The organism is Pirellulales bacterium (genome assembly GCA_036267355.1).
Lineage (GTDB): Bacteria > Planctomycetota > Planctomycetia > Pirellulales > DATAWG01 > DATAWG01.
Map to the genome: position 1 here is coordinate 1 of DATAWG010000115.1, position 26,498 is coordinate 26,498.

Here is a 26,498-nt window from a genome sequence, read left to right on the forward strand (position 1 = left end):
CGCCGCGCCCCTTCTTGGCCGCCGGAATTGGCAATGAACCTACCGCCGCTCGTCCTTGTTCAATAGCCATGGGACGAGCATGTGAGTCGCGCGGCGGAGGACGTTTTCATCGTCGCCGGCACGGCCGTGGTCTTCCGTGGCCATAAGATAGGATCGCAGGCTATTCAATACACCGCGGGCGCGCTCGACCGCGCCGCCTCGACGGCGATCGCGGTTGCGCTTCGGCCGCACGACAACATGAATTCGTGTGCGGGTCACGGTGCCGGTGATGTTCGAGCTTGCGTTGGCGCCTCGCACTTGTTCTTCGGCCAGCGAAAGCTCCATCAACAGCGGTGTGCCGCGGTCGTTCGAGCGGCGATTGAACGTGACCGGGCCCCCCTGGATTGAAATGCAAATGCGGCTGTCTTCGATCGTTTCGACATTGGCCCGCTGATCGGCCACGAAGCCGCGCAGTTTCTCGATCGTCACCTTCATCGGCACGGTGGTGATCAGATCTTGCTCGATCAGCGCATCGGGCAACGTCGACTGCCAGAACTGCCACCAGCGTCGGGGTGGTTGTTCGGCGGTGTCGTTGGCGGCGCCGAGTTGAACGACCAGGTTGCGGCCCGACTCCTTGGCCGACAAGAGCGCTCGGTCGGCTCGATTCAGCAGCGTTGCGGAGGTGTCGCCGGTCTGCGTTTGCGTGACGCCGAAACTGGCCGTGATCGACCGGCCGCCGGTGACGGGCTGGGGCAGCGCGGCGAAACCGCGGCGAATCCCTTCGGCCCGATCGAACGCCGTAGCCACGTTGCAATCGGCGCAGAGCATGACGAATTCTTCGCCGCCGTAGCGCGCCACGAGATCGCCGGAGCGGCACGAGCTTTTGAGCAATTGGGCGAAGCTGCGAATCACATCGTCGCCGGCCGGATGGCCCCAGGTGTCGTTGACGTGTTTGAAATGGTCGATATCGCAGATGATCAGGCTGCAAGGCAATCCGCGTTGCGAATGGGCTTCGATGAACAGGCCTTGCACACGGTCGAACTCGGCGCGATTGGCCAACTGCGTGAGCGGATCGCGGATCGCCTTTTCATGCAACGCCTGGCAGCGTTCTTCCAGCGACGTTTCCGGCGAGGCGTCGTGCAACAGCAGCGTGACGCCGTGCAACGTGCCTTCGCTCGATGCCACGGGAATGATGTGTGCATCGATGGTCACATCCTCTTGGTTCCGCCCGCGGATTGTCAGCCGCAACCGCGATTGCACGCCGGTTTGCAGCGAATGGGCGACGGGGCATTCGGCGTCGCTGAAGCGATCGCCATTCTGGTCGCGCATGTGGAGCATGCTGGGGATGAAATGGCGGTGCAAGACGGCGCTTGAGTCGAAACCGGTCAGGCGTTCGGCGCCGCGGTTCCAGAGCGTGATTTGCAGATCGCCATCGAGAAACACCACGCCGTCGTACATATTGTCCAGCAGCTTTTGCTGAAACAAATTGTCTTCGGCGGCGAGGTGTAATCCTCCTTCGGGAATCGAGGGACGCCAACTGGTTGCCGCCGCGGCGGGATCGAGCGCTTGCAGCCATTGGGCCGCCATGCGGCGGTGTAGCCGCTTCATGTCGTGTTCTTGCAGATCGGCGAAACAGGCCACAAGCCGCGGATCGAACTGCGTGCCCGCCGCGCTCTGCAACTCTTTCACGGCCCGTTCGTGCGAGAACGCGGGGCGATAGATCTGGTTGCACGTCATCGAATCGAACGCATCCATGATGGCGATCAATCGCGAGCCGAGCGGAATTTGTTCGCCCGCCGTCCTGTCTTTCGAGCGGCTGCCGTCGTACCAGGCCGAACTATGGGCCACGATGTTCAGCACTTCGTCCGACGCCGAGCAAGCGGCCAGCACCTGCAGCGTCATCGCCCGAAAGCGCTCCATCATCACCGCTTCTTCGCTGGTGAGCGGACCCGGCTTGAGCAGCACGCGGTCGGGCACGCCAATCTTGCCGACATCGTGCAGCAGGGCGGCGATTTCGATCGCATCGTGCATCGGTTCCGCGAGGTTCAAGGCCGTGGCCCAAGCCGAGCAGCCGAGCGCGACGCGGAGCGAATGGCTTGCCGTCGGCGTGTGCTTGCAGCGCAGGGCCAGATAGAGCCCGCCGGCCATTCCGAGCCGCGCTTGCACCAGATAGTTTTCCACGGCCAAGCCGGTATCGCCTTCGAGCGATCCGCCCGGGCCGCCGAGGGCGCCGACCGGCTTTTCCAGCCGCTCGAGCAGCGAGTTCAGTTCGCTGAGGCGCTCGTCGATCCGCTGGCTTGAGTCGGCCGACGCGTTCGATGCGGGTTTCGCCTGTGGAGCGGAAGGCGGCATGGGCAAAGGCGCTGTTGCTTGCGGCGCCAGCGATCGAGGCGGCGCGGCGGGCAGCACCACCGGCGGCAAGCCGCCCGGTAGATGGTGCGCGAACGCGAATTGATCGGCGGGGCGATTCATGGGGAGCATTGCAAGACTGGCATCAATACGCTGGACCGGCAAACGAAGTCGGAGCGCGACCCGCTAGCGGCGAGCCGGGAGACAACGGCCATAACACTAAAATCTAGGTTACGGTTCACCGCCGGTCCAATGCGCGGAATCCAGCGGTTTTGCCGGCAATGCCGAACGATCGCATCGTGCCGAACGAGCGGGGCCGCGAGCCGCTCGCGCGTTTGCCACTGGGCATCCCGAGTCCGCAGGCGAGCGGCAAGGCGCTAGCTGCCGGTTCTTGGCTGACGGAAGAGCGTTGCGATAGTTTCGCCCAACTTGCTCGTTCCGCGCCCAAGCCGGAGGCGCCTTTGACTCTGCGGCCCGTACAGATTCGCTGCTGACGCCCATGAACACGGAGATGGTATATCGATTGCTTGAAGGGTGTGTTTTCCGCACGGCGTTTGGTTCATGGTATTTTCCCGATGCGGGGGCATGCATGCGGCAATTCGAGAGCCGTGGCAAGGCGGGGGAGCAAGGGGGAATGCGGGGCCGGCGCGCCGCGTTTTTCGTCGCCCAGGTTTTTTTTCTAAGGAGTCGTCGTCATGAAGCGAATCTCATTGGTGTTGTCAGTCGCCGCGATCATGCTCGCCGCAGTTTCGATCGCATCCGCCCAGACCAGTCCGGCCCAAAATACTGCGGCCCAAAATACTGCGGCCCAGAAGAGTCCGGCCACCCGCCAGAACAATTCGGGACAACAGCAGGCCAGCAGCCAAGCGAACGAACAGAATCAACAAAACGACCGTGCGTTTCTCGGCGTCGCCTACGAGCCTGTCCCAAAGGCCATTGCCAGCCAACTCGCGAGCGGCTTCCCGCAGCTTGCGCACGGCTCTGGCGTCTTGATCACGCAAGTCATGCACAATTCACCGGCCGCCAAGGGAGGCATCAAGCCCTACGACCTCGTGACCGAAGTGAACAACAAGCCGATCAAATCGGCCGATGAACTGATGAAGATGGTCAGCCAGGAAAAGCCGGGTGAAAAGCTCGCACTGCAAATCGTCCGCGCCTCCAAGGCCGAGAATCTGAATGTTACGCTCGGCGAACGGCCGATCGTCCGTGGCCAAGCCCCGGAAAATTCCGCGGAAAACGACCAGAACGAAAACGCCGAGGGGAACGACCAAGCCTCGCAGGGCAACGTCGCAGCCGAGTTGGAATCGTTCGATGCCCTGTCGTTGGAGCGCACCGGTAAAGATCAATTCAAGGCCGAGATCAAATTCCGCGACAAGCAAGGCAAGATCGATACCCGCACGTTCCAAGGAAACCGCGAGGAGATCCGCAAAGACATCCTGTCGCAAAACGATCTTCCCAAGAGCGAACGTCATCAGTTGCTCGGCTCGCTCCGCCTGCCGATGGAACTCTTGCCCGCCAATTCCCAGCAATCCGGATCGCAAGAAAGCGGCACCCAGACGAAATCCGGCAATTCCTCGCAAGCGAAGGGCACGCGAGAAAACGGCAACCCGTCAAACAGCACGCATTGACGCCGCGTGACCGGTAAGCGGGCGTCAGCACACCTGCCGCGAACGGCTGCATCCGACCCGGGCTCTTGCCCGGCGACGAAGCAGCCGTTCCGCTTTGGTGGCCAGGCCCCGGCCGAAAAATCAATTCTCCACAGATCCCTCTCCCCTTGCGGGAGAGGGCAGAGTGAGGGGTTCGAAAAGCGGGAGTCAATTTTCGGCCCAGCCTGGGCCCGCGCACTGTGGCTCGAACAAAGTGCAACGAGCGACCAGATTCGAAATTCAATCGGCGCGGATTGTAGTGATCGTGGCGGTCCCAGCGCTCGTTGCAGTCGCAAAGTTTCATGGTCGCCCGGGCCGACCGATGGGGAAAAGCTACGATTGTTTGGGCATCCATGGAGTTGCGCGCCCGGAATCCGGTGAAAGTCTTGTTCAGGAAGATCGGCGCCGAAACTGGCGCGGTTCATTCGACAAACGCTCCATTCTGCGGAGAAGGGGAAATGACGACGCCAGCCACTCCATCGACTCCCGGACAGAAGTCTCTTCCGCTAACCTCCGCGGGAGAAATCGGATGTTTTGTGCGCGACATCGTGTTCGCCGTGCAAGGCTACGATGGAGTGGAGCGCCGCGCCGAGCCCCGCTTTGCAATTTCGATTCCGGTGGAAGTAACTCCCTACGACGTCGACCCGCTACGAGCGCATCCGAAGTTCGTCGCCGTCACGCGCGATATTTCCGCGTCGGGCGTCACCTTCCTGCATACCACCTCGATCGAAGAGACTTATTGGCTACTGAAATTCGCACATCCGCGAGCACGCGGCGTTCGGCTTGTGCTTGAGGTTCTCTACCGCCGCCCGATTGGCCCGCTCTGGGAAATCGCCGGGCGGTTTGTCACCGAGCCGCGCTGAGCGAATGCCGATTCATGGCGATTGCAATTCTTTCGCTAGCGCGGTAGCGGTGGCGTTGCCGGGATCGAGGGCCGACGCTTGCGCGAACAGATCGCGTGCCATCGCCTTTTCATCCTCCCCAGCGAGCACTTGCCCCAACTCGTTCATCACCGCCACGTCGGCAGCCGTGGCATCGAAGAACTCGGCGGCTGGAATCCTATTGCCCGTCGCGGCATCCGCCTTGCCCAATTCCTTGAACTCGTTGGACACGGCAAGGCTCGACGGATAGGCGACCAGCAGTTGCCGCACGAGGTCGGCCGACTGGGTGAACTTATCTTGCTTCCGCAGCGAAATGTGCCGCGGATCATGCACCGTCGTTGCGGCATTCGTCTGCCCTTTGAGAGAGGATATTAACGGGCACGAGCAAACGCTGGTGGCCCTGGCAATCGAAAAAGGGTGGCGAATGGCTGCCGTGAAGGATTATCCCGCGTCCAGGCCGGTTACGGTGCCGGTGCTGGTGCCGAATTTTTCCTGTTCGATGCCCATGCTTTGCATCATGGAAACGAACAGGTTGCTGAGAGGCGCGCTGTTCTTGAGATCGCCCTTCGGCGCGACGACGAGGTGCTGTCCGTGCTTGAAGCGTCCGCCGGCCAGCAGGATCGGCAGTTGATTGGTGCTATGGCTGCTGGCGTTTCCGAGATTGCTGCCGAACATGACGGAGGTGTTGCGCAGGATCGATTCGCCCCCTTCCTTCGTCGTTTTTAGCTTGGCGATCAAGCCGCCGATCGATTTCATCATCGCTTCTTCGACCCGTCGCAACTGTGCGATTTTTTCCGGCTCCTGACCGTGGTGCGAGAGGGCATGATGGCCCATCGTGACGCCCGGGATGGGCATCACATAATCATCGCCGCCGATGTGGATCGTCACGACGCGGGTGCTGTCGGTCTGCAGCGCCAAGGGCATGAGGTCAAACAGCAGATCCATTTTCCCGATAACGTCGGCGGCATTCTGCACGTCGCGCGGCACCGATGCACTCACCTTCGGCTTCGGCTTCTTCGACCAGGCTTGCATCGCCTGGAGGCGGCGCTCCATCTCGCGGACGCTATTGAAGTATTCATCGAGCTTGTCGCGGTCGGCCGCTCCGACGCGGCCGCCCAAGCGTTTGGCATCGTCGCTCACCGCGTCGAGAATGCTGCGCCCTTCGTTCAAGCGATCCATCTCTTGCCGCACTTCGTCGGGCGAGCCATCGAGAAACAGTTTTGCGAACACCTTCGACGGTTTGGTTTCCGCCGGCAACACGACGCCGCTACGATTGACCGAGATATTGCTATTCTCCACGCCCAGAATCAGCGACGAGAATCGCGTGACGGCGCCCAGTTTCTCCGCCACGAATTGGTCGACCGAGATGCTGTTGCGAAAGCCGGCGAGCTGCGGATTCGGAGCCGCAGTGAGAAACGTCACTTCCGAATTGTGGCCGCCGGCTTCGTTTCCCGGATGGGCGAAGCCGCTGAAAACCGTGTAGTCGCCACGATGGTCTTTCAACGCTTCGAGATACGGCGATTCTTTGAAGTCGCGGCCGATGCCGCTTGGAAAGAAGAGCGGGCCATGCATGCCCAGGGCCGTGCAAATGCAAACCATGCGCCTCGGTTGCCGCGCAGCCGCGGCGCCCCAACCACGCGGCATCATGGCATCCAAAAACGGCAACGCCAGTGAAACTCCGCTGGCACGCAGGAAAACGCGGCGAGTGAGAGCAGAGGCGACCGTGCGGTTCATCGTCTTCTTTCCTGGGAAGTTCATCGAGCCCGGCTGCGGGCGAATATATTCTTCGGCGAAAGCGCTAGAACCTGCGAACTACTGAGAATCAATGTCACGCTTGGCGTCGCTGTCCGCATTTATGCTTCGAACTAGGAATTGTCTCGAAACACCAGTCCACAACCCAAATAAGACCGAGGCGGTCACGCGTGTCAACGGCTTCCTCGCTGACGCTTCGGGCTAGTGTGGTTTCCTCGCTGACGCTTCGGGCTAGTGTTTTCTTTCGCCCGTAAAATTGCAATTGGCTCGGCGTGCCATCCAATTTAGTCGATGCTGAATGCCAGACGCAATCCGACGAGACTATGGCGTAGGCCCGGCCGGCTCCCGCCGCGATAGGCCGAGCGGCATTCCAGTGGATTATCGATCCACGAGCCGCCGCGGATCACCCGGCTTTCGCCGGTCGTGCCGATCGGATCGACCACGTCTTCCTTAGAGTATTTCTGTCCGAGCCAATCTTGGCACCATTGCCAGACGTTGCCATGCATGTCGTAGAGCCCCCAGGGATTGGGCGAAAAACTCCCGACCGGCATGCTTCGCTCGCGAAACACGCCCTTTTTGCCGTCGCCGTAGGCATAGCCGCCGTTGTAGTTCGCCTGATCGGTAGAGATGGTTTGGCCGCAATAGAAGGGCGTCGTGGTGCCGGCGCGGCATGCATATTCCCATTCGGCCTCGGTCGGCAGCCGATACGGCTTGTGATCTTTCTGCTGCAATTTCTTGATGAAGGCCTGGCATTCGTTCCAATTTATATTTTCGACCGGCAGGTTCTTCTCGCCTTTGAATTTGCTGGGATTTGAGCCCATGACCGCCGTCCACTGCTCCTGCGTTACGGTGTCGACGCCGAGGTAAAACCCCTTGGTCAGCGTCACTTTGTGCAGCGTTTCGTCGTCCTTCCGCTCCTTTTCTTCCTTGGGGCTGCCCATCATGAATGTGCCCGGCGGAATCCAGACGAACTTTACGCCGAGGCTGTTGGTCAATGATTTTTCGGGCGTTGGCGTCGAGAGTGCGGCAGCGGCGGCCGGCGCGATGGGTTCCGCGGCAAGCGCCGGGGCGCAAAGCAACGCGAACACCAGCGCCATCCGATAATTCAGCTTCATCAGGTCCTCCGATGCGACGCGTCGGCCCTGACAGGGCCGTTCAATAACGCGGCGCGAATTGTCGAACGGCCCCTACAGGGCCAGACAACGCGTCGCATCACCCAACCAGGGCTACACCGCCTATGCGGCTCCGCCCTGGTCTGACGGAATGAGCCTTTCAGGCTCGGGTTTCGGATGCAGCAACTAAACCGCCCCGGCCGACCTATTTCGACCGGAACAGCGGGCTTTGCACAAGTTCGTGGATCAGCGTGCGGAGACCGTAGGCATGGGGCTTCGAGCGATCGAGAATTTCTTGCACTTTGGCCCGATCGGAAAACGTCACGCCTGCGCCGGTTGAATAGGCAACCAGATTGTTTACAAGATTCCGGGCCACGGCTTCCTGGTCGTCGAGCAACAGCTTTTTGAATCGCTCGATATTGTCGAATTTTCGGCCGTCGGCCAACTCGCCGCTAGGATCGACCGGCGGTCCGAAGCAATACTGAAGGCCGCGATGGGTAAGCGGATCGACGGCCCGCTTGCCTTTTCCTCGGCTGCGATACGTCTCGCGCCAGCCGCCGATCACGTCGTAATTCTCCAGCGCGAAGCCGGGCGGATCCATGTATTTGTGGCAGGCGGCACACGTCTGCGAACGGCGGTGCTTGGCCAGTTGCTCGCGGATCGTCGTCGCGCCGCGCGTGTCGGGCTCGATGGTTCCGGCGTCGGCGGGCGGCGGCGGAGTTATCCGGCCAAGCAGGCGCCTCATCACCCAATTGCCGCGCACCACGGGCGAACTCAGCGTGCCGTTGGCGGTCACTTTCAAAATGCTCGCTTGGGTGAGCAGGCCGCCGCGATGGCTGCCGGGCGAAAGCGGCACTTTGCGAAATTCCTCGCCGACCACGCCCGATATGCCGTACTCCTCGGCCAGCCGGCGATTGAGCATCGCAAAGTTGGAATCGATCATAGTGGCCACACCCAGATCTTCTCGCAACAGTTCGTCGAAAAAAGATTCCGTCTCCTGGACCATCGCCGCTTGCAGAAGTTCGTCGAACTCGGGATAGAGGGCCCGATCGGGAGTGGTGGCGTCGATGGCGCGAAGATTCAGCCACTGGCCGCAAAAATTCTCGGTAAACGCTTCGCTCTTGGCATCGGCCAGCAGCCGATCGGTTTGGGCCCGGAGCGTTGCCGGCTCGTGCAGTTTTCCCTCCGCGGCGAGCTGCAACAATTCATCGTCGGGCATCGTGCTCCAGAGGAAATAGGAAAGCCGCGACGCGAGGGCATGATCGTCGAGCCGGCCCGGATTTTCCTGGAGGAAGAGAAACTCCGGCGACACGAGAATGGCTTTGTAGGCCCGCCGCAGCGCGCTTTGCAGCGACCCGCCTTCCGCCACAGCATCGTGGGCAAGTTGGATATATCGAGCCGTCTCCGCTTCGGAAACAGGCCGGCGAAACGCGCGGCTGGCAAATGCCGCTACGAGTGTGCCGATGTCCTTTGTCGGATTGGTCGAAACGACTTCGTAGGCAATTTCGCGGCGCTTCGGCTTGACGATTGCCTTGATCGGAAGATCGCCGAACAGGCGGCGCATGCTCGGGAGGGGCCACGAATCGAGCAGCGGCCCCTCCATTTCCACCCACTGAATGGCCATGCCCGAGCCCGCGTATTTCTCGCCGCCGATGTCTTGCACGTGAGTGCCATCGGCGGCGAAATCGCAACCGGCCGCGCTCATAAACAGCAACTCGCCCTTTTGCATTCGCATCGTGATTTCCGCGACGCGTGGTTTACCGACGGGAAGGTCGAAGGCGGCGGCCATGCGATTGCGGGCAAAGTTGGTCACCATCAGCTTGGCCACGACCGTCGGCCGGCCCGTGCTTTGATACGCGTAACCCGATAGCCGCACGCGATACATGCCGCTCACATCGGCATGCGCGTCGCGGAGCAGCGTGCCGCCGTAGGTCTCGTTCGGAAAAATCACCAGCGCATCGGGCAGGGCGCGGTAGTTCTGCTGAAATCGCGAACCGTCTTTGGTGAGCGATCCAGTCGGCTTGGCCAGTTGCTCTTTGATCTGTGGAAGATCGAGATACGAAATCCGCAGTTTCTTGAACGCCGGCCGAGGGCTGAAGTTCAAAGCCGCGTCGAGGGCCGCATCGGCAGCCTTGAGATACGAATCGATCTGCGTCGATGAAAGCCGGAGCGCTTCGGACACATTGTCGAAACCATAGGCCGAACCATCTTCCGGCAGCATTCCGGCGAGCGGGATGTCGATCGACAGCAGGTCGTGCACCGTGTTTTCGTATTCGACGCGGTTCAGCCGGCGCCAGGGCACTCGTCCGGTTGCGGCGTGCCGGGCGGCGTCGTGCTCGCTCAGAAAACCGCCGAGCGATTTCAGAAACGCGGCGACTTCATCCGCCGGCGGCTTCGCCTCATCCTTGGGCGGCATTTCGCGCCGCTGCACGCGGTCGAAAACGTACGTCCAACGTGCCTCGATCGGCGGATCGTCGAGTCGCGTCGAAAGGGATTCCAGATCGAGGCCCCCCTTTTTGCTCTCCGCATCGTGGCACTCGACGCACCGCGATTCGATGAATTCGCGAGCCGGCTTGGGCAGTTCTGCGGCATGCAGAGCCGCCGCTGCAAACGGCAGAACGAAGATTGCGAACACACAATGCTTCATGGCAGAGGCGGCGTCCACGCTCGCTCGACAGTCGGCAAACCAAGCGGGCGAGACGGAAGGCAAGTCGGAAGGCGGGGCTGGACTGGGCAGTCCTCCATCATTTCCAGTACACCGGCCGCTCGTCAAGACGATCGCGTCAATCCATCAAAGGTCTTGCCCTTAAAGCTGGCTCGGCAACCATTGTCGCCCTACAATGTCGAGCGACTCGAGCGCTGGCACTCGAAATCCCATATGCGCCGCGCTTCGCCGTTACTTTGGTCATCGCCGTTGGTTTGCTGAGGCGCCCATCGAAAATGCTGACTCTCGTTACCGGGGCCACCGGGCTTGTCGGGAATAATGTCGTGCGGCTGCTGGTCGAACGTGGGGAGCAAGTGCGGGTTTTGGTGCGCGCGAATTCCGGAAGCGGCCGCGGAGCTCAGGCTTTGGAGGGCCTGCCGGTCGAACTCTCGATCGGCGATGTTTGCGATGCCGAGTCGGTGCGGCGGGCTTGCCACGGCGCCCAGCGCGTCGTGCATGCCGCTGCGATGGTGCAAATCGGTTGGACCGGCTTGGAAGCACAGCGAGCGATCAACGTCGGTGGAACGCGCAATGTCGTCGCGGCCGCCGCGGCCGAAGGGGCCCGGCTGCTCTATGTTTCCACGGTGAACACGCTCGGCTTGGGCGACCGCGAGCATCCGGCCGACGAAGAGACCGCCGGCGTCGAGCCAGTGCTCTGCCCGTACGTCATCACGAAGCGCGAAGCGGAGCGCGTGGTTCTGGATGCGGCCGGCAGCGTAGCGGCCGGCAGCGTAGCGGCCGGCAGCGGATTGGACGCGGTGATCGTGAATCCAGCCTATATGCTCGGGCCGTGGGACTGGAAGCCGTCGTCGGGCCGGATGCTTTTGCAGATCGCGGGTGGTTGGGCCAAACTCGCGCCGCCGGGAGGCAACGATTTTTGCGACGTGCGCGACGTGGCGACCGGGATTCTTTCGGCGCTTGCGCGCGGTCAGCGCGGCCGGCGATATATCTTGAGCGGCGAATACATGTCGTTTCTCGATGCGTGGCGGATGTTTGCCCGCATCATCGGCGTGAAGCCGCCCTGGTTTGCCGCCCGCCGGCCGGGTCTATGGGTTTACGGCCATGCCGGCGATTTATGGGGAAAACTGACCGGCCGGGAACCGGAGCTGAACAGCGCCGCCGTGGAGATGGCAAAGCTCGAGCACCATTATTCCTACGCCCGCGCCGCCGCCGAACTCGACTACCGCCCCCGCCCCGCGCTCGAAGCCGCCGAAGCGGCGTGGGCATGGTTTCTGGAGCATCGGTACGCATGAAGGCGCTGCTAGCCTCGCCGCTTACGGCGGGTGGAACCGCCATTGAACCCTGCTGTTTGATCATCGGGTTGGCGGTTATAATTCCCTGCTGTTCAGGGTTGCAATTATTTCGCGGCAAAGGAATCGTGTCGTCATGGATAAAGAGTTGAGCGATCGCGTGGCGTCGTTTCATCGGAGGTTGGTCCAATTGCGGGATTCTCTTTGACTTCGCTACGAAGCAAGCCGAAACCGCGAAGATCGACGAGCAGATGGCGACGGCCGGTTTTTGGAACAACCAGGAACGGGCTCAGGCCGTCGTCGGGCAGCGGAAAGCGCTGAACGCCATCGTCAAGCCGATGGAAGAACTGCTCCGCACCGACCAGGAACTCGATGCCCTGGTGGAAATGGCGCGCGAGGATGACACGTTCGTTCCCGAATTGCGCAGCGAATTGGATCGGGCCGAGCCGGCGCTGGCCGATCTAGAACTGAAATCGCTCCTCAGCGGCCCGCACGACGCCAACGCGGCCATCATGACGATCAATGCCCGCGATGGCGGCACCGACGCCAACGATTGGGCCGAAATGCTGCTGCGGATGTACACGCATTGGGCCCAGAAGCAAGACTACACGGTCGAGCTGTTGGACCGGCAAGACGACGACGTGGCCGGAATCCAAAGCGCCGCGATCATCGTCCGCGGGCCGATGGCCTATGGGTATCTCAAGGGCGAGACCGGCATGCATCGGCTGGTGCGCATCAGTCCGTTCAACGCGGAAGGAAAGCGGCAAACCAGCTTTGCGGCCGTCGATGTGTCGCCGGAAGTCGCCGAGGCGGCGGAAGTCGAAATTCGCGACGAAGATATCCGCGAAGATGTGTTTCGCGCGAGCGGGGCCGGCGGCCAACACGTCAACAAAACCTCGAGCGCCATCCGCTTGACGCACCTGCCGACGAATATCGTCGTGCAATGCCAGAACGAGCGCAGCCAGCACAAGAACCGCGCCACCGCCTACAAGATGCTGCGGGCCCGACTGGCTCGGATGGAAGAAGAAAAACGCGAAGCCGTCCAAGCATCGAAATACATGGGCAAGGCGAAAACGGGCTTCGGCTCGCAGATTCGTAATTACTTCCTACATCCCGACCAGCGTGTAAAAGATCAGCGAACCGGCTATTACATGGGCAACTTTCAAAACGTGCTGGATGGCAATATCCAGGGCTTTTTGGATGCGTATCTGCGCTGGCGCGTTATCGGCGCGGCGCCGGAAAGCGCGAAGTCCGACGACGATTAAACCTTCATCTTTCCTTCGGCCACGCGGCATCGCAGCTCGCTTGCGGTTTCGCAAGTCTGCGGTCAGGCCCGGTGTGGATCACCTGCCTTGAACGAACTGCTGCTGACCGCCGGCGACCGCTTGCAACTGCGCTTCGCGCGCCGCGGCGACCGTTGGGAACACATCGTCGAATTTCGAACCGACGGCAAACTGGCGTGGCGATTGAACTCGATCGAAGGAACGCCCGACAACGATTGGCCGTCGAGCCCGGCATTTCAAAGCTTGGCGATGCATGCGGGGCCCGAGGGCCGAAAGTTCGCGCTGCTGGTGGGCATGGCCGGCGCCAGCCATTGGTCGGCGAGCATCGAGGCAGACCCCGCCGCCGAGCGGATCGTGTTCGACATCGCCTGCCGGATCAAACAGGAACCAAAATGGCTGGGCAGCAGTTATCTCGCATGGCCGTCGGACGGTAAGGAAAGCAGACTGGTTATCGAACCGGCCGGCCCGCAATCAACAAGCGACATTTCGCGGCCGGTGATCGAAGTCGAGGCAAATCAGATCCGGATTTGCGTGCCGCATCGAATTGATCCGCTGCCACGAACCGTGCGCTGGAAATACTCGATCCCGGCAAGCCCGGAATCGGTCTAGTTACCCCGCGCACTGGCTCAGGCTTGGCCATCGAAATCCGGGCTTGCATGGCGATGCTTGTTTGATAATAAATAACCACTCATTCAGAAAAGATTCCACCCCACCCAATTGGCCGATGCTTTATACACTTCTTGGCAGTTTGCTGATTCTGGTTGTCATCTTCGGCGTGGTCGCGCTGGCGGCGCGGCTTACGCTCGGGGAGTAGGCTGCCGACCGAGACGGGGCGACGGGCGAGGAGATGCTTTGCGCGCGACTCAGAGTAGCCCGGGGAAGCGAGTTGCCATGGGCAAGGCGGTTCAGTGGAGGTCCCTCGGCTTGGCGGCCGGATTGGTGGTGGGGCGGGGGTTGGCGCGGTGTTTTTCCATCACCACCCGCTTGCCCTGATCGCTGAATTCGACGCGCGACATGAAATTGCGCATCAGCAACACGCCCCGACCGCACGGGCATTCGAGATTCTCTTCCGCCGTGGGATCGGGAAGCTGATCGGGATCGAATCCCAAGCCCTCGTCGATGATCTCGATCCAGAATTTCTCGGGCGTTCCGCAACACGCCACGCGCACCTGCTTCGACGCGTCGTGCCGATTCCCGTGCTTGATCGCGTTGACGATCGCCTCTTCCACGGCCAGATGCACGCTGAACACGTCGTGCGGGCTCCACTCGGCGAGCTCAAGCCGCTCGCGCACTTGCTCGACGACTTGTTTCCCGGCGGCCTGAGAGCTGGGAAAACTGATGCGAATCGACCAATTGTTGGACGTCTCTGACATGGCCGATGGGTTCGGACAGCGGTCGATGGTGGCGTGCGTTGAAGACGAAAACAGGGGCGGTTTGGATTGTCTTCGGCTCGGATCAAGAACGCAGGTTGCGAACGCGGGCGTTGGTCGTTTTCGCTTCTTCGATTCTTCTCTTCGGGCTTCGCTACAGGTCGGTTCGGCGGTTCAAAAAGCCGCCAGCGCGTCGGCCTCACCCTCTTTAATGTCGAACAGCTTGTTCAACTTCGTAATCGCGAACACTTCGTAAATCTGCGGCCGAATGCCGCTGAGCTTCAGCCGTCCGCCGTGGAGCTTGACTTTCTTATCGAGCGTGATCAGTTTTCCGAGCGCGGCGCTGGAAAGAAACTCGACGTTGGAAAAATCCAACAGCAGGTTCTTGCGGTTCTCCTCTTCGACCAATTGGAACAGCTCTTGGCCGAGCTCTTGAATGTTCGATTCGTCGAGGATCTTTCGATCGACGAAGCGTACGACCGAGACTTCGCCCTTTTCTTGAATTTCGAGCCGACGACGTTGGGCCATCGAATTCCTCCACGGAACCGGCCGGGGAATGGCCTGAAACTGGGCCGCCTGGCGCATTGCGACTATCTTACATTCCCGTCATCTTATTCGGCCCGGCGCGCCTGTCAAGATGCGCCCCTCAAGGCGCAGCCGCCGTGCGCGGTAAATGCGGCTTGAGCGTCGCCTGCGAGAGAAGCAAGAAGTTCGTGCCGCGGAACTCGGTCAGTTCGCCCGTCACCGTCCAAAACAATGTCTCGGGCGAATCGCTGACCGTTCGCGCAATCCGCTGCCCGCAAAGGTTCTCCAGGCAATCGAAATGCAACGTCCCATCCAGCGATGTGAAGCTGACGCGGTCGCCGGCGATCTTGAACATCCCGAGTTGGTCGATCAGCCGGGTCCCTTCACGCCAATGGCCGTTGATTTGCCCGCCGTCGATCCGCGGGCCGCGCGGCGTCGCGGCTTTCGCGGCTGTCGCCATCGTTGCGCCGCTCGGATTCGAGCTGCCCGGCGAACCGCCTGCCGGCGGCGTTGCCGAGGCGATCGCGATGGCATCGGGTCCTGTGAAATTCGAGCTCGAGCCATCGGATGGCCCGCCGCCAAACGCGACGCCGCCGGCGAAATTCAATGCCGCCAGAACCGCCAACGCCAGCAGCATCGGCTGCCGCAGCCATCGACCGATCGGTTGAATGCGCATGTCTTCTTGCCTGATCTCGGTTGCAACGAGCGGCGCGAACGTCGCCGGCTTTGCGGCAACGTTTGGCCCGGTCGTTGATTGGTCGGCTACTGCAAGTATTCGACATAAAGCGGGCGCCGCGGCAAGCGCGGGCCACGCATCCTGCGAAAATTCCAAAACGAACTGCGAAACTGTCGCCCGAGGCGTAAGCGCAGGCATGCCAGCGTGGCTCTCTCGCTGTAGTCTTCCGGCTATGGGATGATGCAAACGAGCGACATCGGTTGCGGTTCGACAACACGCCTCGCAAATTGAATCGCGCCGAAATGCCACAATCTGGCGGCGCAAAGCGATGGCCTGCCGCAGCTTTCGCAATTCGCAGCCCGCGGCGTTTTTCGCAGGCATGGCATGTGCCTTGGAATCGGTTCGTTCTCGTCCGAACCGCAGCCATTCCAAAGGCCATCTGATGAACGGTGTTGGTTGTATTCTTCGCCGGCGCACTCTAATCGCACTTGGCGGCATCATCGTTACGGCCATTCTCTTCGCTACCGCGCGCCGCAGCGCCGCCGACGATCGCGTCGGATCTCGGCGCGACGATCCGACGCCAATCGGCTCGCTGAGCGTGTCGGTCTTGAGCGGCCGCACGTTTGAGGGCCAGCTCGATCCGCAAACCGATCGCGAGCTACTTTGGCTCCGCGTGGGCGAAGGGGCAATCGTCTTGCGCCGGCCGATCGAATGGAGCCGTGTCGTGCGCGTTCGGCAGGGCAACAAGGAACTCTCTCCGGATGAACTGCGCGCGATCGCCCATTCCGCGCCAGCGGCGACCCGAGAGCCGCTGCTTCCGCCGCCACCGGTTCCCGCCACGGATTGGACGGTCGCAAAAACCTGGCTCACTGCTCCGGCAAACCGCAGCGCTCCGGCCGCGCCGCCGAGCCCCGTGGCCGCTTTGCAAATCGATGTCGAGCTCGGCCATTGGACGCCGGGCGTCGAGCCGAGCGGCATCGTGGTCTGCATCCATCCGACCACCGCCGATGGCAGCCTGGCGCCCGTCGACGCGACAATGGCCGTCGATCTCATCGGCCAACGGCCGGCGAGCGAAGGGGCGGGCGACGGGCTGGCAACCATCGGCCGCTGGACGCAAGCGGTGCGTGCCGGCGATTTTGGCCCGCTGGGAGCCGAGTTCCGATTTCCGTTCCAAGCAGTCCATCCTGACTTCGATCTGGAATTGCGAGCGCACGGATTGGTGCATGTGCGCCTCAGCGTGCCGGGCCAGGGAACATTCGCGGCCAGTCAGGCGCTGGTCCGCCTCCGGCCCTATAGCGCCGTGCGCGACCGCCTGCAAGAACACACCGGCAGCCGCTTCGCCCCCATCGAAGAAACCGACCGCTAGACCAGCGCAGCAACGAACCGCGGATCACCCGGATAACAAACGCTTCCGACGGACGTGGCCGAAATAAGTCTCGGCCGAAAAACAACTTCTCCACAGACCCTTCTCCTCTTGCGGGAGAGGGTAGGGTGAGGGGTTTGAAAAGCGGAAGTTATTTTTCGGCCGGGTGACTATCCGCCGGGTTTTTTCATTGCCAGGCTGTGAAGGATCAATACCGAGCCCATCGACATCAGCGACCAACCGAGCCAACTTGGCGGGCGAACGACTTTGCGGGCCACAGAGCTATTGGTGGCGAAGAACGGGCTCGCGACCGCGGCCGACGGTGCGTCTTGAAACCGGCTGGCTAGAAATTGCGTCGTCTTCGGGCTGAGCGTGGCCGATTCGAACGTGCGAAACTGCAACCCCAAGAGCAGCAGCACCACGCCGATCATCATGAACTGGTTGCGATTGAATTCCATGGCAGCGAGCTTTCCGGTTCGCGTGAAAGAATCGGACAGGTTCTTTCACAGGGCCTTGCCGGTCCGTCGGCCTGAGAATCCCTCCTCCTCTGCATACCTTATCGAACCGGCCTGTCGAAAAAATTCAACATCGGGGCCTACTGCGCAGGCTAGCGCGGTTCTGCCGAACAAATGGCCCCACGCGCAAATCGCCTCACCGAGGCCTTTTCCGCGATCCCTTTCGCATTTCCAGCCGATCAAGGAAATTGGTCTGGATCGCCGCTCGCTTCGGCGCCAGCGGCGTTGTCGGGCCATTCCGGGGCACCGAAAAGCCTGGGCCTCGCCCCACCCCACGCAATGTTCAATGCGCCTCGACCGTGCGGCGATGCGCAGATTGTCTGGTGAAGGCGCGGGCGGGAGCAATTCGACTAAGGCTCGGCCGCAAAACAACTTCCGCTTTTTGAATCCGTCACGCTGTCGTCTCCCGCAAGGGGACAGGGGTTGAGAAGTTATTTTCGGCCGAGCCTGGGCCCATTTCTATTTCCGCCACGAACTTCACAGCGGCGCTTTCGCGGTTCGCCGTGTACGGGCTTGGCGCGTGCTTACTCAGCGCGGCTCGCAGGTGTATAATGTCGGTGGAAGAAAGTTGAGCAGAATCGGCTGGAACGGATCCGCTGTCGTGGAGCCCGCAGAGCAAGGGGGATGTCTTCCTGCGGCGGCTGGCGGCGGGGCATGCTTCGGCCGATTGCCTTGGGGGCGAACTGGGTTCGACCGGATGGCTGAAGTGCAGGTGGCGTGTCGTGGTTGGTCAGTTGGCCACGTTAATAAGCTGACCAAATCCTTCATTTGCCGAAGGTAGCTTCGCGTTGGCTGCCTAGAGATAGACAGCCCCGACTGCGGGTCTTCGTCGGAGAGGCCCAAAAGTTCGGTCACCAATTCCGAATCGTCTCAGGTCATTGGCGGGCACGCCCGAGACTAAAAACTGTTCCTGCCTAGCTCAAAGGGCGCCCCGCCGGTTGGGGGCCTGCGAGCGAGAGCGTAAATGATCCGGCTACACACGTAGAAGCCTTCACGGAAACATTGCGGGACGCGGGTTCGATTCCCGCCGCCTCCAATCGAGGCTGCTTGCGCGCGAATCGCAAGCAGCCTTGTTGATTAAAGTCATGGCGACAAGTGCCACACAAGAGACGCGAGTTGGTTTCCCGCCGCACGCGCAACAGCTTCCAGACATACTTCAATCGGATGACGGCGTATCCTTTTCAAACCATCGAGGTTTGCTAGACCGGGCCGCATTCGATAATCTTCGTGGAGGTGTTCATCGTAGGCGGCCTTGTCAATTGCAAGCCGGGGCAACCCCGATCGATTCCGGCGATCCCCCGCCGGACCGGCCATCCGAGCACCGCGATTTCGGCATCCTCGCGCTGTGCAGACCGGGCATCAAGCGCGACGAGTTGCTGCACGGAGCGAGCATGTTTGGCGGAATCTTATCAAGACGATGCCCGCCATCCCCAGGCCTCGACTTGCTGCGCGAGTTGACCGGCAGGATCCCGATGAGCAGCGATTGGTAAAGATCGTCGCACCTCTGCTGCGTTATCTGCCGAGTGCCGCGCCCAACACGGCTGTCTGTAGAAGTCAGACACTCTATTACATAACCCACTTGGGGCGCAATAAACGCCAAAATCGTGGGCTCGTGATGGCATGGATTTCGTGAGGGGGGTACAATCGCGCCAGGTTTTCTACGGAGCAGTTCTGACCCCTTTTTCTCGGGGACGGAGTCTCTATTTCTTCTTTTTATGGAAAAGCTCCAGAGGATTCTCTCACATCTATGGTTCTTTTCGTTCACCGGCCGGGTTTGAGTTGCCGTTTTCTTCCCCTACTTTGTTCTTCTTGAATGTGCCGGTGAATTGGAAGCCGAGATAGCTCATGAATTCCGGAGCGCCGGTCTCGCGGTCGCGGCAGCTTCGGCCGGCTGATCCGATCAGCGCCACGTTTTCGCTGAACTTGTAACCGAAACCGACGTTGAAAAACGGATCGTCTGGCAGGCCGTGTTCGGGGAACGTGAAATCGGCGAATTCCGCCATTAGCGAGAATTTTTTCGTTGCATCGTATTCGGCCGCGATGCCGCTGAAAAAGCTGCTATAGCGCGAGCCGCTCAAGCTCAGGTAATATTGTGCTTCGCCGTAGACATAGAGCTTCTTGTCGAAGAAATGTTTGCCGAATTCGAGCGGCAGAAGAAGCTCCGTCAGCCCGCCACCGACGCCGGTCGCTTTATTGCCGGTGGGAATCAGCACCTGGGGAAATGTCGAGATGCTTATGCCGTAATCTTTTTCGTCGATGAAGCGATCTTTGTAGCCAAGTTCGAGGTCGCCGAAACCGGCGGTGGGCTCGCCCCCATTTTCGGAGCTGACATAGTTTATGAGCGGAAATTCGGCAGTGAATTGATTGTGGTCGTTCGTGCCGTAGTTGAGATCAAGAAACGGCGCGGCCTGGATCAGTACATCCCGAGTTTTTGTTACGTCGTCGGAAACGTCGAATTCATAGCCATTGGCGCCGGGCGTGTCGGGATCATTGGTCACCAGTGGCGGCCCGGCAAGCGTCGGCGTCGCTCGCAAGAGCACCGCTGCGGCCAAAAGGCCGGAAAACATTACACGAAGGTTCCGCATCTTTTGCACATCCATGCGGCGTTACCGGTTGCGGGGGGTTGGCCGAAGAGTTGGCGAGCATCCATGCGCCCAACGACGGGCCTATCGGCTAGTTTCGACCAATTTTGCTCGATCGGGCAAACCGATTTTGCAAGTTTATTGGCCTGCTGGGTGAGCGGTTTGGATCAGGCAAGATTTGCCGGCATAAGCCCGGGCGATGGCCGCGAGTTCGCCGGCCCGTTTGCTGCGGCCGTAGATCGACGCAGGAGCAGCCGGGTCTTCCTCGACTTTCGGCCGCCCAGCGATGGCCGGCCCGGCAGCGGCCAACCAGGAAATCAGCACGATGACCAGCGGCGTCGGCGCCGATCGACAGGCATCGAGCACATTCGTCAAACCCGTCTCATTGACGGCAAAGAACTCCGCTTCGCTTCACGGCCGCGTCAGCCCGGCAACATGGTAGACGATGTCGGCCCCGGTCACGGCCGGCCCGAGGCTTTCCGGCGCGATGACATCCCCTTTGACGACGCGAGCGCCCAGCTTTCGCAACTGCTCGCAGCGCGATCCGCGACGGGCCAGGCACGTTACCTCCTCGCCTGCCGCGACGAGTGCCGGGCCAATCGGCCGCCGATGTATCCAGTGGCGCCGGTGACGAAAATCCAGGGATTCTTGTGATCTTTCACGGTCGATTTCGGAGGCGATGGCGCCGAGGTCCGCGAGTCGACGTTCGTCCCCGGGAATTTCGCCGCGATAGTTGAGCCACCGCTCGCCAGTGAGTATTCTATGTTCAGTGATCGCCCGGTCGAATCTTTTCCCGCCGAAATACCTCGGTCGATCGCCGATTCTTCCGCCCACCATTCCCGCCTCAGGAATCCATTCCATGCACCGCATCGTCCGCTGCGCCGGCCTCTGCGTCGCCGCACTTTGTCTCACAGCACTTTTTCTCAATGCTCGATCGGCCGTGGCCGAAAGCGGCAATTTCGAAGTCACGGTCGAAGCCGGAAAACTCGACCGGGCCAATACGCCGGTCTCGGTCGATGTCGAAGTTCCGGCGGCGCTCGCGAACGCTTCGGTTCAACTACACGACGCCGACGGGCATGCGATTGCCGGCCAATTGACGCCGCCCGGCTTGAACGATTCCGATGCACCGCCGCCGCCGGCGGCTGCCACCTTGCCGCGCGAATTGCATTTCATCCTGCCGAAGCTCGCCGCCGGCGCCACGCTGCAATTGAAAGGCACGCTCGCCACCGATCTGCCCGACGCGACCAAACGGACGGCCGAATTCCATTGGCAAGACGTTCCGAAGGATCACATCCGGCTGAGCTTCGGCAGCCGGCCTGTCATGGACTACATCGATGCGCCCTACGACAATTCCGACAAGTCGACGCGGGAAAAGACGTTTAAAGTCTATGACCATCTCTTTGATCCGGAAGACGGCAAGCGGCTTGTAACCAAAGGCCCCGGCGGGCTGTACACGCACCATCGCGGGCTTTTCTACGGCTTTCAGCGCGTTAGCTACGGTCCTAAGAACGCCACGAAAGTGAACATCTGGGAATGTCCCAATGCCCACCAGTCGCATGAAGGCGTGTTGTCGAGCGAGGCGGGGCGGGTGCTGGCGCGGCATCTGCTGGCCATCGCTTGGCATGGGCCGGAGAAGGCCACCGGACCAGCCGGACCCGTGTTCGCGCGCGAGAAACGGGAGATGACGGTTTACGACGTGCCCGGTGGGACGATGATCGATTTCGTGTCGCTTTTGCGGACGACCGATCTCGGCCCGATCCGCCTCGACGGCGACCCGCAACATGCCGGCTTTCAGTTCCGAGCCTCGCAAGAAGTGGCCGACAAAACGCATGGCCAGACGATTTACATCCGGCCCGACGGCATCGGCCAGCCCGGCGAGACGCGCAATTGGGATGCCAAGGGGCGCGATGCGCGGTGCGTGAATTTGCCTTGGAAGGGAATGAGCTTCGTGCTCGGCGACCAGCGCTATACGGCGGCGCTTTTGGACCGGCCCGACAATCCCAAAGAAGCCCGCTACAGCGAGCGCGACTACGGTCGCTTCGGCTCGTATTTCGAATACGATTTGAAGGACGATCATCCGCTGCTGATCCACTATCGATTCTGGCTTCAGCGCGGCGAACCGGCGCAAAAGCAAATCGCCTCGATGGACGACGACTTCGTAGAACCGGTCAAAGCGACTGTAAAGATGCTGTAGCTGATTGTAGCAGGCACACTCCGTGTGCCGTCGGCGCAACGCGGGGGTGCCTGCGCGCAGTGCAGGGCAGATGGCACACGGAGTGCCTGCTACATTGGTCGCGGCTCCGCCGCGATGTGGTGCCCCGGAGCCCGCAGCCCAGGCACGGACGAAATCGCTGGTAAAGGCAGCGGCACACAATTCATCACACCCATAATGCCCACGATCGACGAACTTTTCTTCGAAGGACAACCATCATGAAGCGATGTTTCTGGCCGATGTTGGCGGCGATTGCGGTTGCCGGTTTGTTTGCGGCCGGTTCGCCGGTGCGTGCCGCGGAATCCGAAGCGCCGCGCGAATCGGCGTGGAACATGGATTCGCCCGACAACACGCCGCCGCCCGGCTTCATCGCGCTATTCGACGGCAAAGATCTGAGGAATTGGAAAGGCTTGGTTTCGCCGTCGGGCGGGCCGCCGGCGCGGGCAAAGATGTCGCCGGAGCAGCTTGCTAAAGCCCAGAAAAAGGCCGATCAGCAGATGCGCGATCATTGGAAAGTGATCGATGGCGTGTTGCACTACGACGGCAAAGGGCAAAGCCTCTGCTCGGCAAAAGACTACGCCGACATCGAACTCTGGGTCGATTGGAAAATTACCCCGAACGGCGATAGCGGCATCTATCTCCGCGGCAGCCCGCAGGTGCAGATCTGGGACCCCTTCCACACGAAGATCGCCGCCGCCGGCTCGGGCGGGCTCTACAACAACCAGAAATATCCACACGATCCGCTGGAAAAAGTCGACCGGCCCATCGGCCAGTGGAACCGCTTCTTCATCCGCATGGTCGGCCCGAACGTCAGCGTTTATTTCAATGGCAAGCTCGTGGTCGACAACGTGGTGCTGGAAAACTATTGGGAGCGCAACAAACCGATTTATCCGAAGGGCCAAATCGAGCTGCAGCACCACAACAGCGAACTGTTCTATAAGAACATCTATCTTCGCGAGCTGAAAACAGAATGAGCCGCGGCGGCCTTCGCGGCGCAGAACACACTAACGCGATGCGTTCGCGAGGGACACCTACTTCACGACAAAACTCACCATGCGGCTGGGGATCACGACGACTTTAACCACGGTTTTGCCGTCTAGTTGCTCTGCGATCTTCGCGTCGGCGCGAGCGAGCGCTTCCAAGGCCGCGGAATCGCTTCCTGTCGGGGCCTGGATCCGCGCGCGCACCTTGCCGTTGATCTGCACCGGAAGCTCGATCGTGTCTTCCCGCAGCCAGTCTGCATCGGCCGCCGGCCAAGGCTCGTAGGCCAACGACTTCTTGTGGTCCAACAGTTCCCAAAGCTCCTCCGCCAAATGCGGCGCGAACGGCGACAGCAATAGCACGAACGATTCCATAATCTCGCGCGGCCGGACGTCGGCCTTGGTAAAAAAATTGGTGAACTCCATCATCCGCGCGATGGCCGTGTTGAAATCGAGCCGCTCGATGTCGCGCGTCACCGCGGCGATCGTCTTGTGCAGCAAGCGATTCTGCTCCGGCGTAGCCGCGATTGGCTGCACGGCCGGATTCAGTTCAAGCGATTCGCTTCGCTCGGCCACGATCATCCGCCACACGCGGTCCAAGAAACCGCGCACGCCGTTCACGCCCGTCATGCTCCAAGGCTTTGTCGCTTCGAGCGGGCCCATGAACATCTCATACAGCCGCAGCGAATCCGCGCCATATTCTTTCACCACGCGATCGGGATTCACCACATTCCCGCGGCTCTTCGACATCTTGTATGCCCGGCTATCGACTCGGATCGACGGATCGGCCGTGAGCACGAAAAACTCGCCTTGCTTCTCGACCACCGATGCCTCGACGCGCACCGGCTTGGCCGGCCGGCCGCTTTTGCGCTCGACCGGCTTGTTGTCGGCATCGAGCCGCACGTCGGCCGCGCTCAGCCAGCCCCCTTCTTCTTTCCGATAACCGGTGAATTCCATCTCGCCAAGAATCATGCCTTGATTCACCAGCTTGCGAAACGGCTCCGGCATGCTCACATGCCCGCGATCGAAAAGCACTTTGTGCCAGAAACGAGCATAGAGCAGATGGAGGACGGCGTGCTCGGCGCCGCCGATATACAAATCGACGGGCATCCATGCGCGCTCGAGCTGCGGATCGACCAGTGCCCGGTCGTTGCGGTTGTCGATGAACCGCAGATAGTACCAGCAGGAGCCGGCCCATTGCGGCATCGTGTTCGTTTCGCGCTTGTAGCGGCGGCCGTCGCGAGTGACATAGAGCCAATCGGGCGGCGCTTTTTCCAGCGGCGGTTCGGGGCGGCCGATCGGTTTGAAGTCGGCCAATTCCGGCAGATTCACCGGCAGTTCGCCGGCTGGCACGGTGATCCGCCGGCCCGTCGGTTTGCCGGCGGCATCCACTTCGTGCAGGATCGGAAACGGCTCGCCCCAAAACCGCTGCCGGCTGAAGAGCCAATCGCGCAGCTTCGTGTTGACCGCGACGCGACCGAGGCCGCCGCGGGCCAGATTGGCGGCGATCTTCTCCTTGACCTCCGCCGTCGACAGCCCGTCGTAGGCGCCGGAATTGATTGCGGCACCTTCGCCGACGAAAGCGGATTGGAGACTGGCGATTTCTTCGTGGATCGCCGGAAGAGGCGTCAACGGTGCGACCACTTGCACGATGGGCAATCCGAATGTTTTCGCGAATTCGAAATCGCGCTCGTCGTGGGCCGGAACGGCCATGATCGCGCCGGTGCCGTAACTGGCCAGCACATAATCGGCGATCCAGATCGGCACGGGCTGAGCGTCGACGGGATTGATGGCATACGATCCGGAAAAAACGCCGGTCTTTGTTTTGGCAAGTTCGGTGCGATCGAGATCGCTTTTGGTGGCCGCCTTATCGACGTAGGCTTTCACGGCCTCGGCATTTTCCGGCCCCGTAAGCCGGGCCACGAGCGGATGCTCCGGCGCGATGACCATGTAGGTGGCGCCAAAAAGCGTGTCGGGCCGAGTGGTGAAAATTCGCAGCACATCAACCGGCGGCTTGGCCGGGTAATCGCTCTTTCCCCGGGCTGATTTCCAAGATTCAAAATCGGCGACGGCCGGTTTGCCGTCGCGATTCCGCGATTCGCCGACGAAGAAATCCACTTCCGCTCCCGTGCTGCGGCCGATCCAATCGCGCTGCAATTTTTTGATGCTCGCCGGCCAATCGACCAGTTCCAGATCGTGCTCGAGCCTGTCGGCATAGGCCGTGATTCGCAGCATCCATTGCCGCAACGGAAGCCGAACGACCGGATGCCCGCCGACTTCGCTCAGGCCTCCGACAACTTCTTCGTTGGCCAAAACGGTGCCGAGCGCGGGACACCAATTCACGGGCGCTTCGTGCTCGTAGGCCAACCGATGTTCATCTTGATAGCGGGCAATCACGTCGTCCCCCGCGGCGGCGATTTCCGCCGGGACCGGCAACTCGCGGATCGGCCGCCCTTTTTGTGCGGCCGAGTCGAACCATGTGTCGTAGAGTTCCAGAAAAATCCACTGCGTCCAGCGGAAATAGTCGGGATCGGTCGTGGCCAGTTCGCGTTGCCAATCGTAGCTGAAGCCGAGCGACTTCAGTTGCCGGCGGAAGTTGGCGATATTCCGCTCGGTGCCGATGCGCGGCGGCGTGCCGGTTTTGATGGCATGTTCCTCGGCCGGCAGTCCGAAGGCGTCGAAGCCCATCGGATGCAGCACCGCTTTGCCGCGCATGCGTTCGAAGCGGCAGACGATGTCCGTGGCAGTGTATCCCTCGGGATGGCCGACGTGCAGGCCATCGCCGCTGGGATAGGGGAACATGTCGAGCACGTAGAGCTTCGCCGCACGGGCGCCCGGCAGCCGTGGGGCGGCAAACGTCTGCTCGGCCTCCCAGCGGGCTTGCCATTTCGGTTCCACCAGCGCGGGGTTGTAGCGGGGCATAGATTGCTCGGCGACCCTCGAAGCCAAACGGCCGGGATCGAACGTCGAAAGGTGCTTGAATCTCAGGGCGCGACGCGGCGACAGGCAGCGGCGATTTTAGCGATTCGTCCCTCCCGCCGCAAACGCCGTAAAACTGGTACGCATGCCATGCCGAAGAATCTCAGGCAGGCAACGCGGAAGAATTTCACGCGGAGACGCGGAGACGCGGAGGAGACGGTAGCGAAGCGGATTTTGGAGTTCGGAAGAGGATGAAAACATAAAAGTCAGTTTGCCACTACATACCGAACCACTTCCTTCCCTTCTCCTTTTCTCCGCGCCTCCGCGCCTCCGCGTGAGATTCCTCGTCCGCGACTCCGAGCGAGCATTCCTCGTTTCAAGCTCCGTGATCCTCTGGCCC

General features: G+C 61.1%; 19 protein-coding genes, 1 other RNA gene and 1 pseudogene. 9 read left to right on the plus strand and 12 right to left on the minus strand.

What is annotated here, in order from left to right; genetic code table 11:
• Nucleotides 1-39: 39 nt before the first annotated feature.
• Nucleotides 40-2,451: a diguanylate cyclase gene (locus VHX65_18125; protein ID HEX4000475.1), complete on the minus strand. Its 2,412-nt coding sequence runs from the start codon at nt 2,449-2,451 to the stop codon at nt 40-42.
• Between the two features lie 572 nt (nt 2,452-3,023).
• Between VHX65_18125 and VHX65_18130 the strand changes: the two genes are divergently transcribed.
• Nucleotides 3,024-3,956 (plus strand): PDZ domain-containing protein, encoded by a 933-nt coding sequence (locus VHX65_18130; protein HEX4000476.1) that lies wholly within the window; start codon nt 3,024-3,026, stop codon nt 3,954-3,956.
• Between the two features lie 476 nt (nt 3,957-4,432).
• Nucleotides 4,433-4,837, plus strand: coding sequence for a PilZ domain-containing protein (locus VHX65_18135; GenBank protein ID HEX4000477.1), 405 nt, complete (start codon nt 4,433-4,435; stop codon nt 4,835-4,837).
• A 12-nt stretch (nt 4,838-4,849) separates the two neighbouring features.
• Here VHX65_18135 and VHX65_18140 read toward each other — a convergent pair whose 3' ends face one another.
• From VHX65_18140 to VHX65_18155, 4 genes are all read right to left on the minus strand, one after another.
• Nucleotides 4,850-5,188, minus strand: a complete 339-nt coding sequence (locus VHX65_18140) for a hypothetical protein (GenBank protein ID HEX4000478.1) — start codon at nt 5,186-5,188, stop codon at nt 4,850-4,852.
• 108 nt (nt 5,189-5,296) lie between these two features.
• Nucleotides 5,297-6,589 carry a DUF1552 domain-containing protein gene (locus VHX65_18145; protein ID HEX4000479.1) on the minus strand — a complete coding sequence of 431 codons (1,293 nt, stop codon included), beginning with the start codon at nt 6,587-6,589 and terminating at the stop codon, nt 5,297-5,299.
• Between the two features lie 302 nt (nt 6,590-6,891).
• The gene (locus tag VHX65_18150; GenBank protein HEX4000480.1) at nt 6,892-7,722 is read right to left on the minus strand and encodes a formylglycine-generating enzyme family protein; all 831 of its coding nucleotides are present in this window, start codon (nt 7,720-7,722) and stop codon (nt 6,892-6,894) included.
• A 202-nt stretch (nt 7,723-7,924) separates the two neighbouring features.
• Nucleotides 7,925-10,366, minus strand: a complete 2,442-nt coding sequence (locus tag VHX65_18155) for a DUF1592 domain-containing protein (GenBank protein ID HEX4000481.1) — start codon at nt 10,364-10,366, stop codon at nt 7,925-7,927.
• A 293-nt stretch (nt 10,367-10,659) separates the two neighbouring features.
• Between VHX65_18155 and VHX65_18160 the strand changes: the two genes are divergently transcribed.
• The 3 genes from VHX65_18160 to VHX65_18170 all read left to right on the plus strand — a co-directional run bounded on the left by VHX65_18160 (nt 10,660) and on the right by VHX65_18170 (nt 13,565).
• The gene (locus tag VHX65_18160; GenBank protein HEX4000482.1) at nt 10,660-11,676 is read left to right on the plus strand and encodes an NAD-dependent epimerase/dehydratase family protein; all 1,017 of its coding nucleotides are present in this window, start codon (nt 10,660-10,662) and stop codon (nt 11,674-11,676) included.
• Nucleotides 11,677-11,809: 133 nt separating this feature from the next.
• A protein-coding gene (prfB, locus tag VHX65_18165; GenBank protein ID HEX4000483.1) for a peptide chain release factor 2 occupies nt 11,810-12,938 on the plus strand; the annotation gives its coding sequence in 2 pieces (ribosomal slippage) (nt 11,810-11,878 and nt 11,880-12,938; 1,128 coding nt in all).
• A gap of 87 nt (nt 12,939-13,025) precedes the next feature.
• Nucleotides 13,026-13,565, plus strand: a complete 540-nt coding sequence (locus tag VHX65_18170) for a hypothetical protein (GenBank protein ID HEX4000484.1) — start codon at nt 13,026-13,028, stop codon at nt 13,563-13,565.
• A 296-nt stretch (nt 13,566-13,861) separates the two neighbouring features.
• On the opposite strand, the gene VHX65_18175 is transcribed toward VHX65_18170, so the two are convergent.
• From VHX65_18175 to VHX65_18185, 3 genes are all read right to left on the minus strand, one after another.
• A complete protein-coding gene (locus VHX65_18175; GenBank protein HEX4000485.1) occupies nt 13,862-14,329 on the minus strand; it encodes an ATP-binding protein in 468 nt (155 codons plus the stop codon).
• A 171-nt stretch (nt 14,330-14,500) separates the two neighbouring features.
• Complete coding sequence (locus VHX65_18180; protein HEX4000486.1) at nt 14,501-14,854, minus strand: STAS domain-containing protein; 354 nt, start codon at nt 14,852-14,854, stop codon at nt 14,501-14,503.
• Nucleotides 14,855-14,972: 118 nt separating this feature from the next.
• Entirely contained in the window at nt 14,973-15,527 is a 555-nt protein-coding gene (locus tag VHX65_18185; protein HEX4000487.1) for a hypothetical protein, read from the minus strand.
• A gap of 442 nt (nt 15,528-15,969) precedes the next feature.
• On the opposite strand from VHX65_18185, the gene VHX65_18190 reads away from it, so the two are divergent.
• Nucleotides 15,970-16,893, plus strand: coding sequence for a hypothetical protein (locus VHX65_18190; GenBank protein ID HEX4000488.1), 924 nt, complete (start codon nt 15,970-15,972; stop codon nt 16,891-16,893).
• Between the two features lie 167 nt (nt 16,894-17,060).
• Here the strand turns inward: VHX65_18190 and VHX65_18195 are convergent, their stop codons facing one another.
• A complete protein-coding gene (locus tag VHX65_18195; GenBank protein ID HEX4000489.1) occupies nt 17,061-17,348 on the minus strand; it encodes a hypothetical protein in 288 nt (95 codons plus the stop codon).
• A 731-nt stretch (nt 17,349-18,079) separates the two neighbouring features.
• Here VHX65_18195 and ssrA point away from each other — a divergent pair.
• Nucleotides 18,080-18,442: a transfer-messenger RNA gene (gene ssrA, locus VHX65_18200) on the plus strand.
• 708 nt (nt 18,443-19,150) lie between these two features.
• On the opposite strand, the gene VHX65_18205 is transcribed toward ssrA, so the two are convergent.
• Nucleotides 19,151-19,972 carry a hypothetical protein gene (locus VHX65_18205; protein HEX4000490.1) on the minus strand — a complete coding sequence of 274 codons (822 nt, stop codon included), beginning with the start codon at nt 19,970-19,972 and terminating at the stop codon, nt 19,151-19,153.
• Nucleotides 19,973-20,125: 153 nt separating this feature from the next.
• Nucleotides 20,126-20,380: pseudogene (locus tag VHX65_18210) on the minus strand (NAD-dependent epimerase/dehydratase family protein).
• Nucleotides 20,381-20,846: 466 nt separating this feature from the next.
• Here VHX65_18210 and VHX65_18215 point away from each other — a divergent pair.
• The gene (locus VHX65_18215; protein HEX4000491.1) at nt 20,847-22,181 is read left to right on the plus strand and encodes a DUF6807 family protein; all 1,335 of its coding nucleotides are present in this window, start codon (nt 20,847-20,849) and stop codon (nt 22,179-22,181) included.
• Nucleotides 22,182-22,417: 236 nt separating this feature from the next.
• Complete coding sequence (locus VHX65_18220; GenBank protein ID HEX4000492.1) at nt 22,418-23,173, plus strand: DUF1080 domain-containing protein; 756 nt, start codon at nt 22,418-22,420, stop codon at nt 23,171-23,173.
• 57 nt (nt 23,174-23,230) lie between these two features.
• Here the strand turns inward: VHX65_18220 and leuS are convergent, their stop codons facing one another.
• Entirely contained in the window at nt 23,231-26,101 is a 2,871-nt protein-coding gene (gene leuS, locus VHX65_18225) for a leucine--tRNA ligase (GenBank protein ID HEX4000493.1), read from the minus strand.
• Nucleotides 26,102-26,498 lie beyond the last annotated feature (397 nt).

Coding starts and splice junctions, on each gene's coding strand:
- VHX65_18125 (HEX4000475.1), bottom strand. CDS start 2,451: ATGAATCGCCCCGCCGATCAATTCGCGTTCGCGCACCATCTACCGGGC.
- VHX65_18130 (HEX4000476.1), top strand. CDS start 3,024: ATGAAGCGAATCTCATTGGTGTTGTCAGTCGCCGCGATCATGCTCGCC.
- VHX65_18135 (HEX4000477.1), top strand. CDS start 4,433: ATGACGACGCCAGCCACTCCATCGACTCCCGGACAGAAGTCTCTTCCG.
- VHX65_18145 (HEX4000479.1), bottom strand. CDS start 6,589: ATGAACCGCACGGTCGCCTCTGCTCTCACTCGCCGCGTTTTCCTGCGT.
- VHX65_18150 (HEX4000480.1), bottom strand. CDS start 7,722: ATGAAGCTGAATTATCGGATGGCGCTGGTGTTCGCGTTGCTTTGCGCC.
- VHX65_18155 (HEX4000481.1), bottom strand. CDS start 10,366: ATGAAGCATTGTGTGTTCGCAATCTTCGTTCTGCCGTTTGCAGCGGCG.
- VHX65_18160 (HEX4000482.1), top strand. CDS start 10,660: ATGCTGACTCTCGTTACCGGGGCCACCGGGCTTGTCGGGAATAATGTC.
- VHX65_18175 (HEX4000485.1), bottom strand. CDS start 14,329: ATGTCAGAGACGTCCAACAATTGGTCGATTCGCATCAGTTTTCCCAGC.
- VHX65_18180 (HEX4000486.1), bottom strand. CDS start 14,854: ATGGCCCAACGTCGTCGGCTCGAAATTCAAGAAAAGGGCGAAGTCTCG.
- VHX65_18185 (HEX4000487.1), bottom strand. CDS start 15,527: ATGCGCATTCAACCGATCGGTCGATGGCTGCGGCAGCCGATGCTGCTG.
- VHX65_18190 (HEX4000488.1), top strand. CDS start 15,970: ATGAACGGTGTTGGTTGTATTCTTCGCCGGCGCACTCTAATCGCACTT.
- VHX65_18195 (HEX4000489.1), bottom strand. CDS start 17,348: ATGGAATTCAATCGCAACCAGTTCATGATGATCGGCGTGGTGCTGCTG.
- VHX65_18205 (HEX4000490.1), bottom strand. CDS start 19,972: ATGTTTTCCGGCCTTTTGGCCGCAGCGGTGCTCTTGCGAGCGACGCCG.
- VHX65_18215 (HEX4000491.1), top strand. CDS start 20,847: ATGCACCGCATCGTCCGCTGCGCCGGCCTCTGCGTCGCCGCACTTTGT.
- VHX65_18220 (HEX4000492.1), top strand. CDS start 22,418: ATGAAGCGATGTTTCTGGCCGATGTTGGCGGCGATTGCGGTTGCCGGT.
- leuS (HEX4000493.1), bottom strand. CDS start 26,101: ATGCCCCGCTACAACCCCGCGCTGGTGGAACCGAAATGGCAAGCCCGC.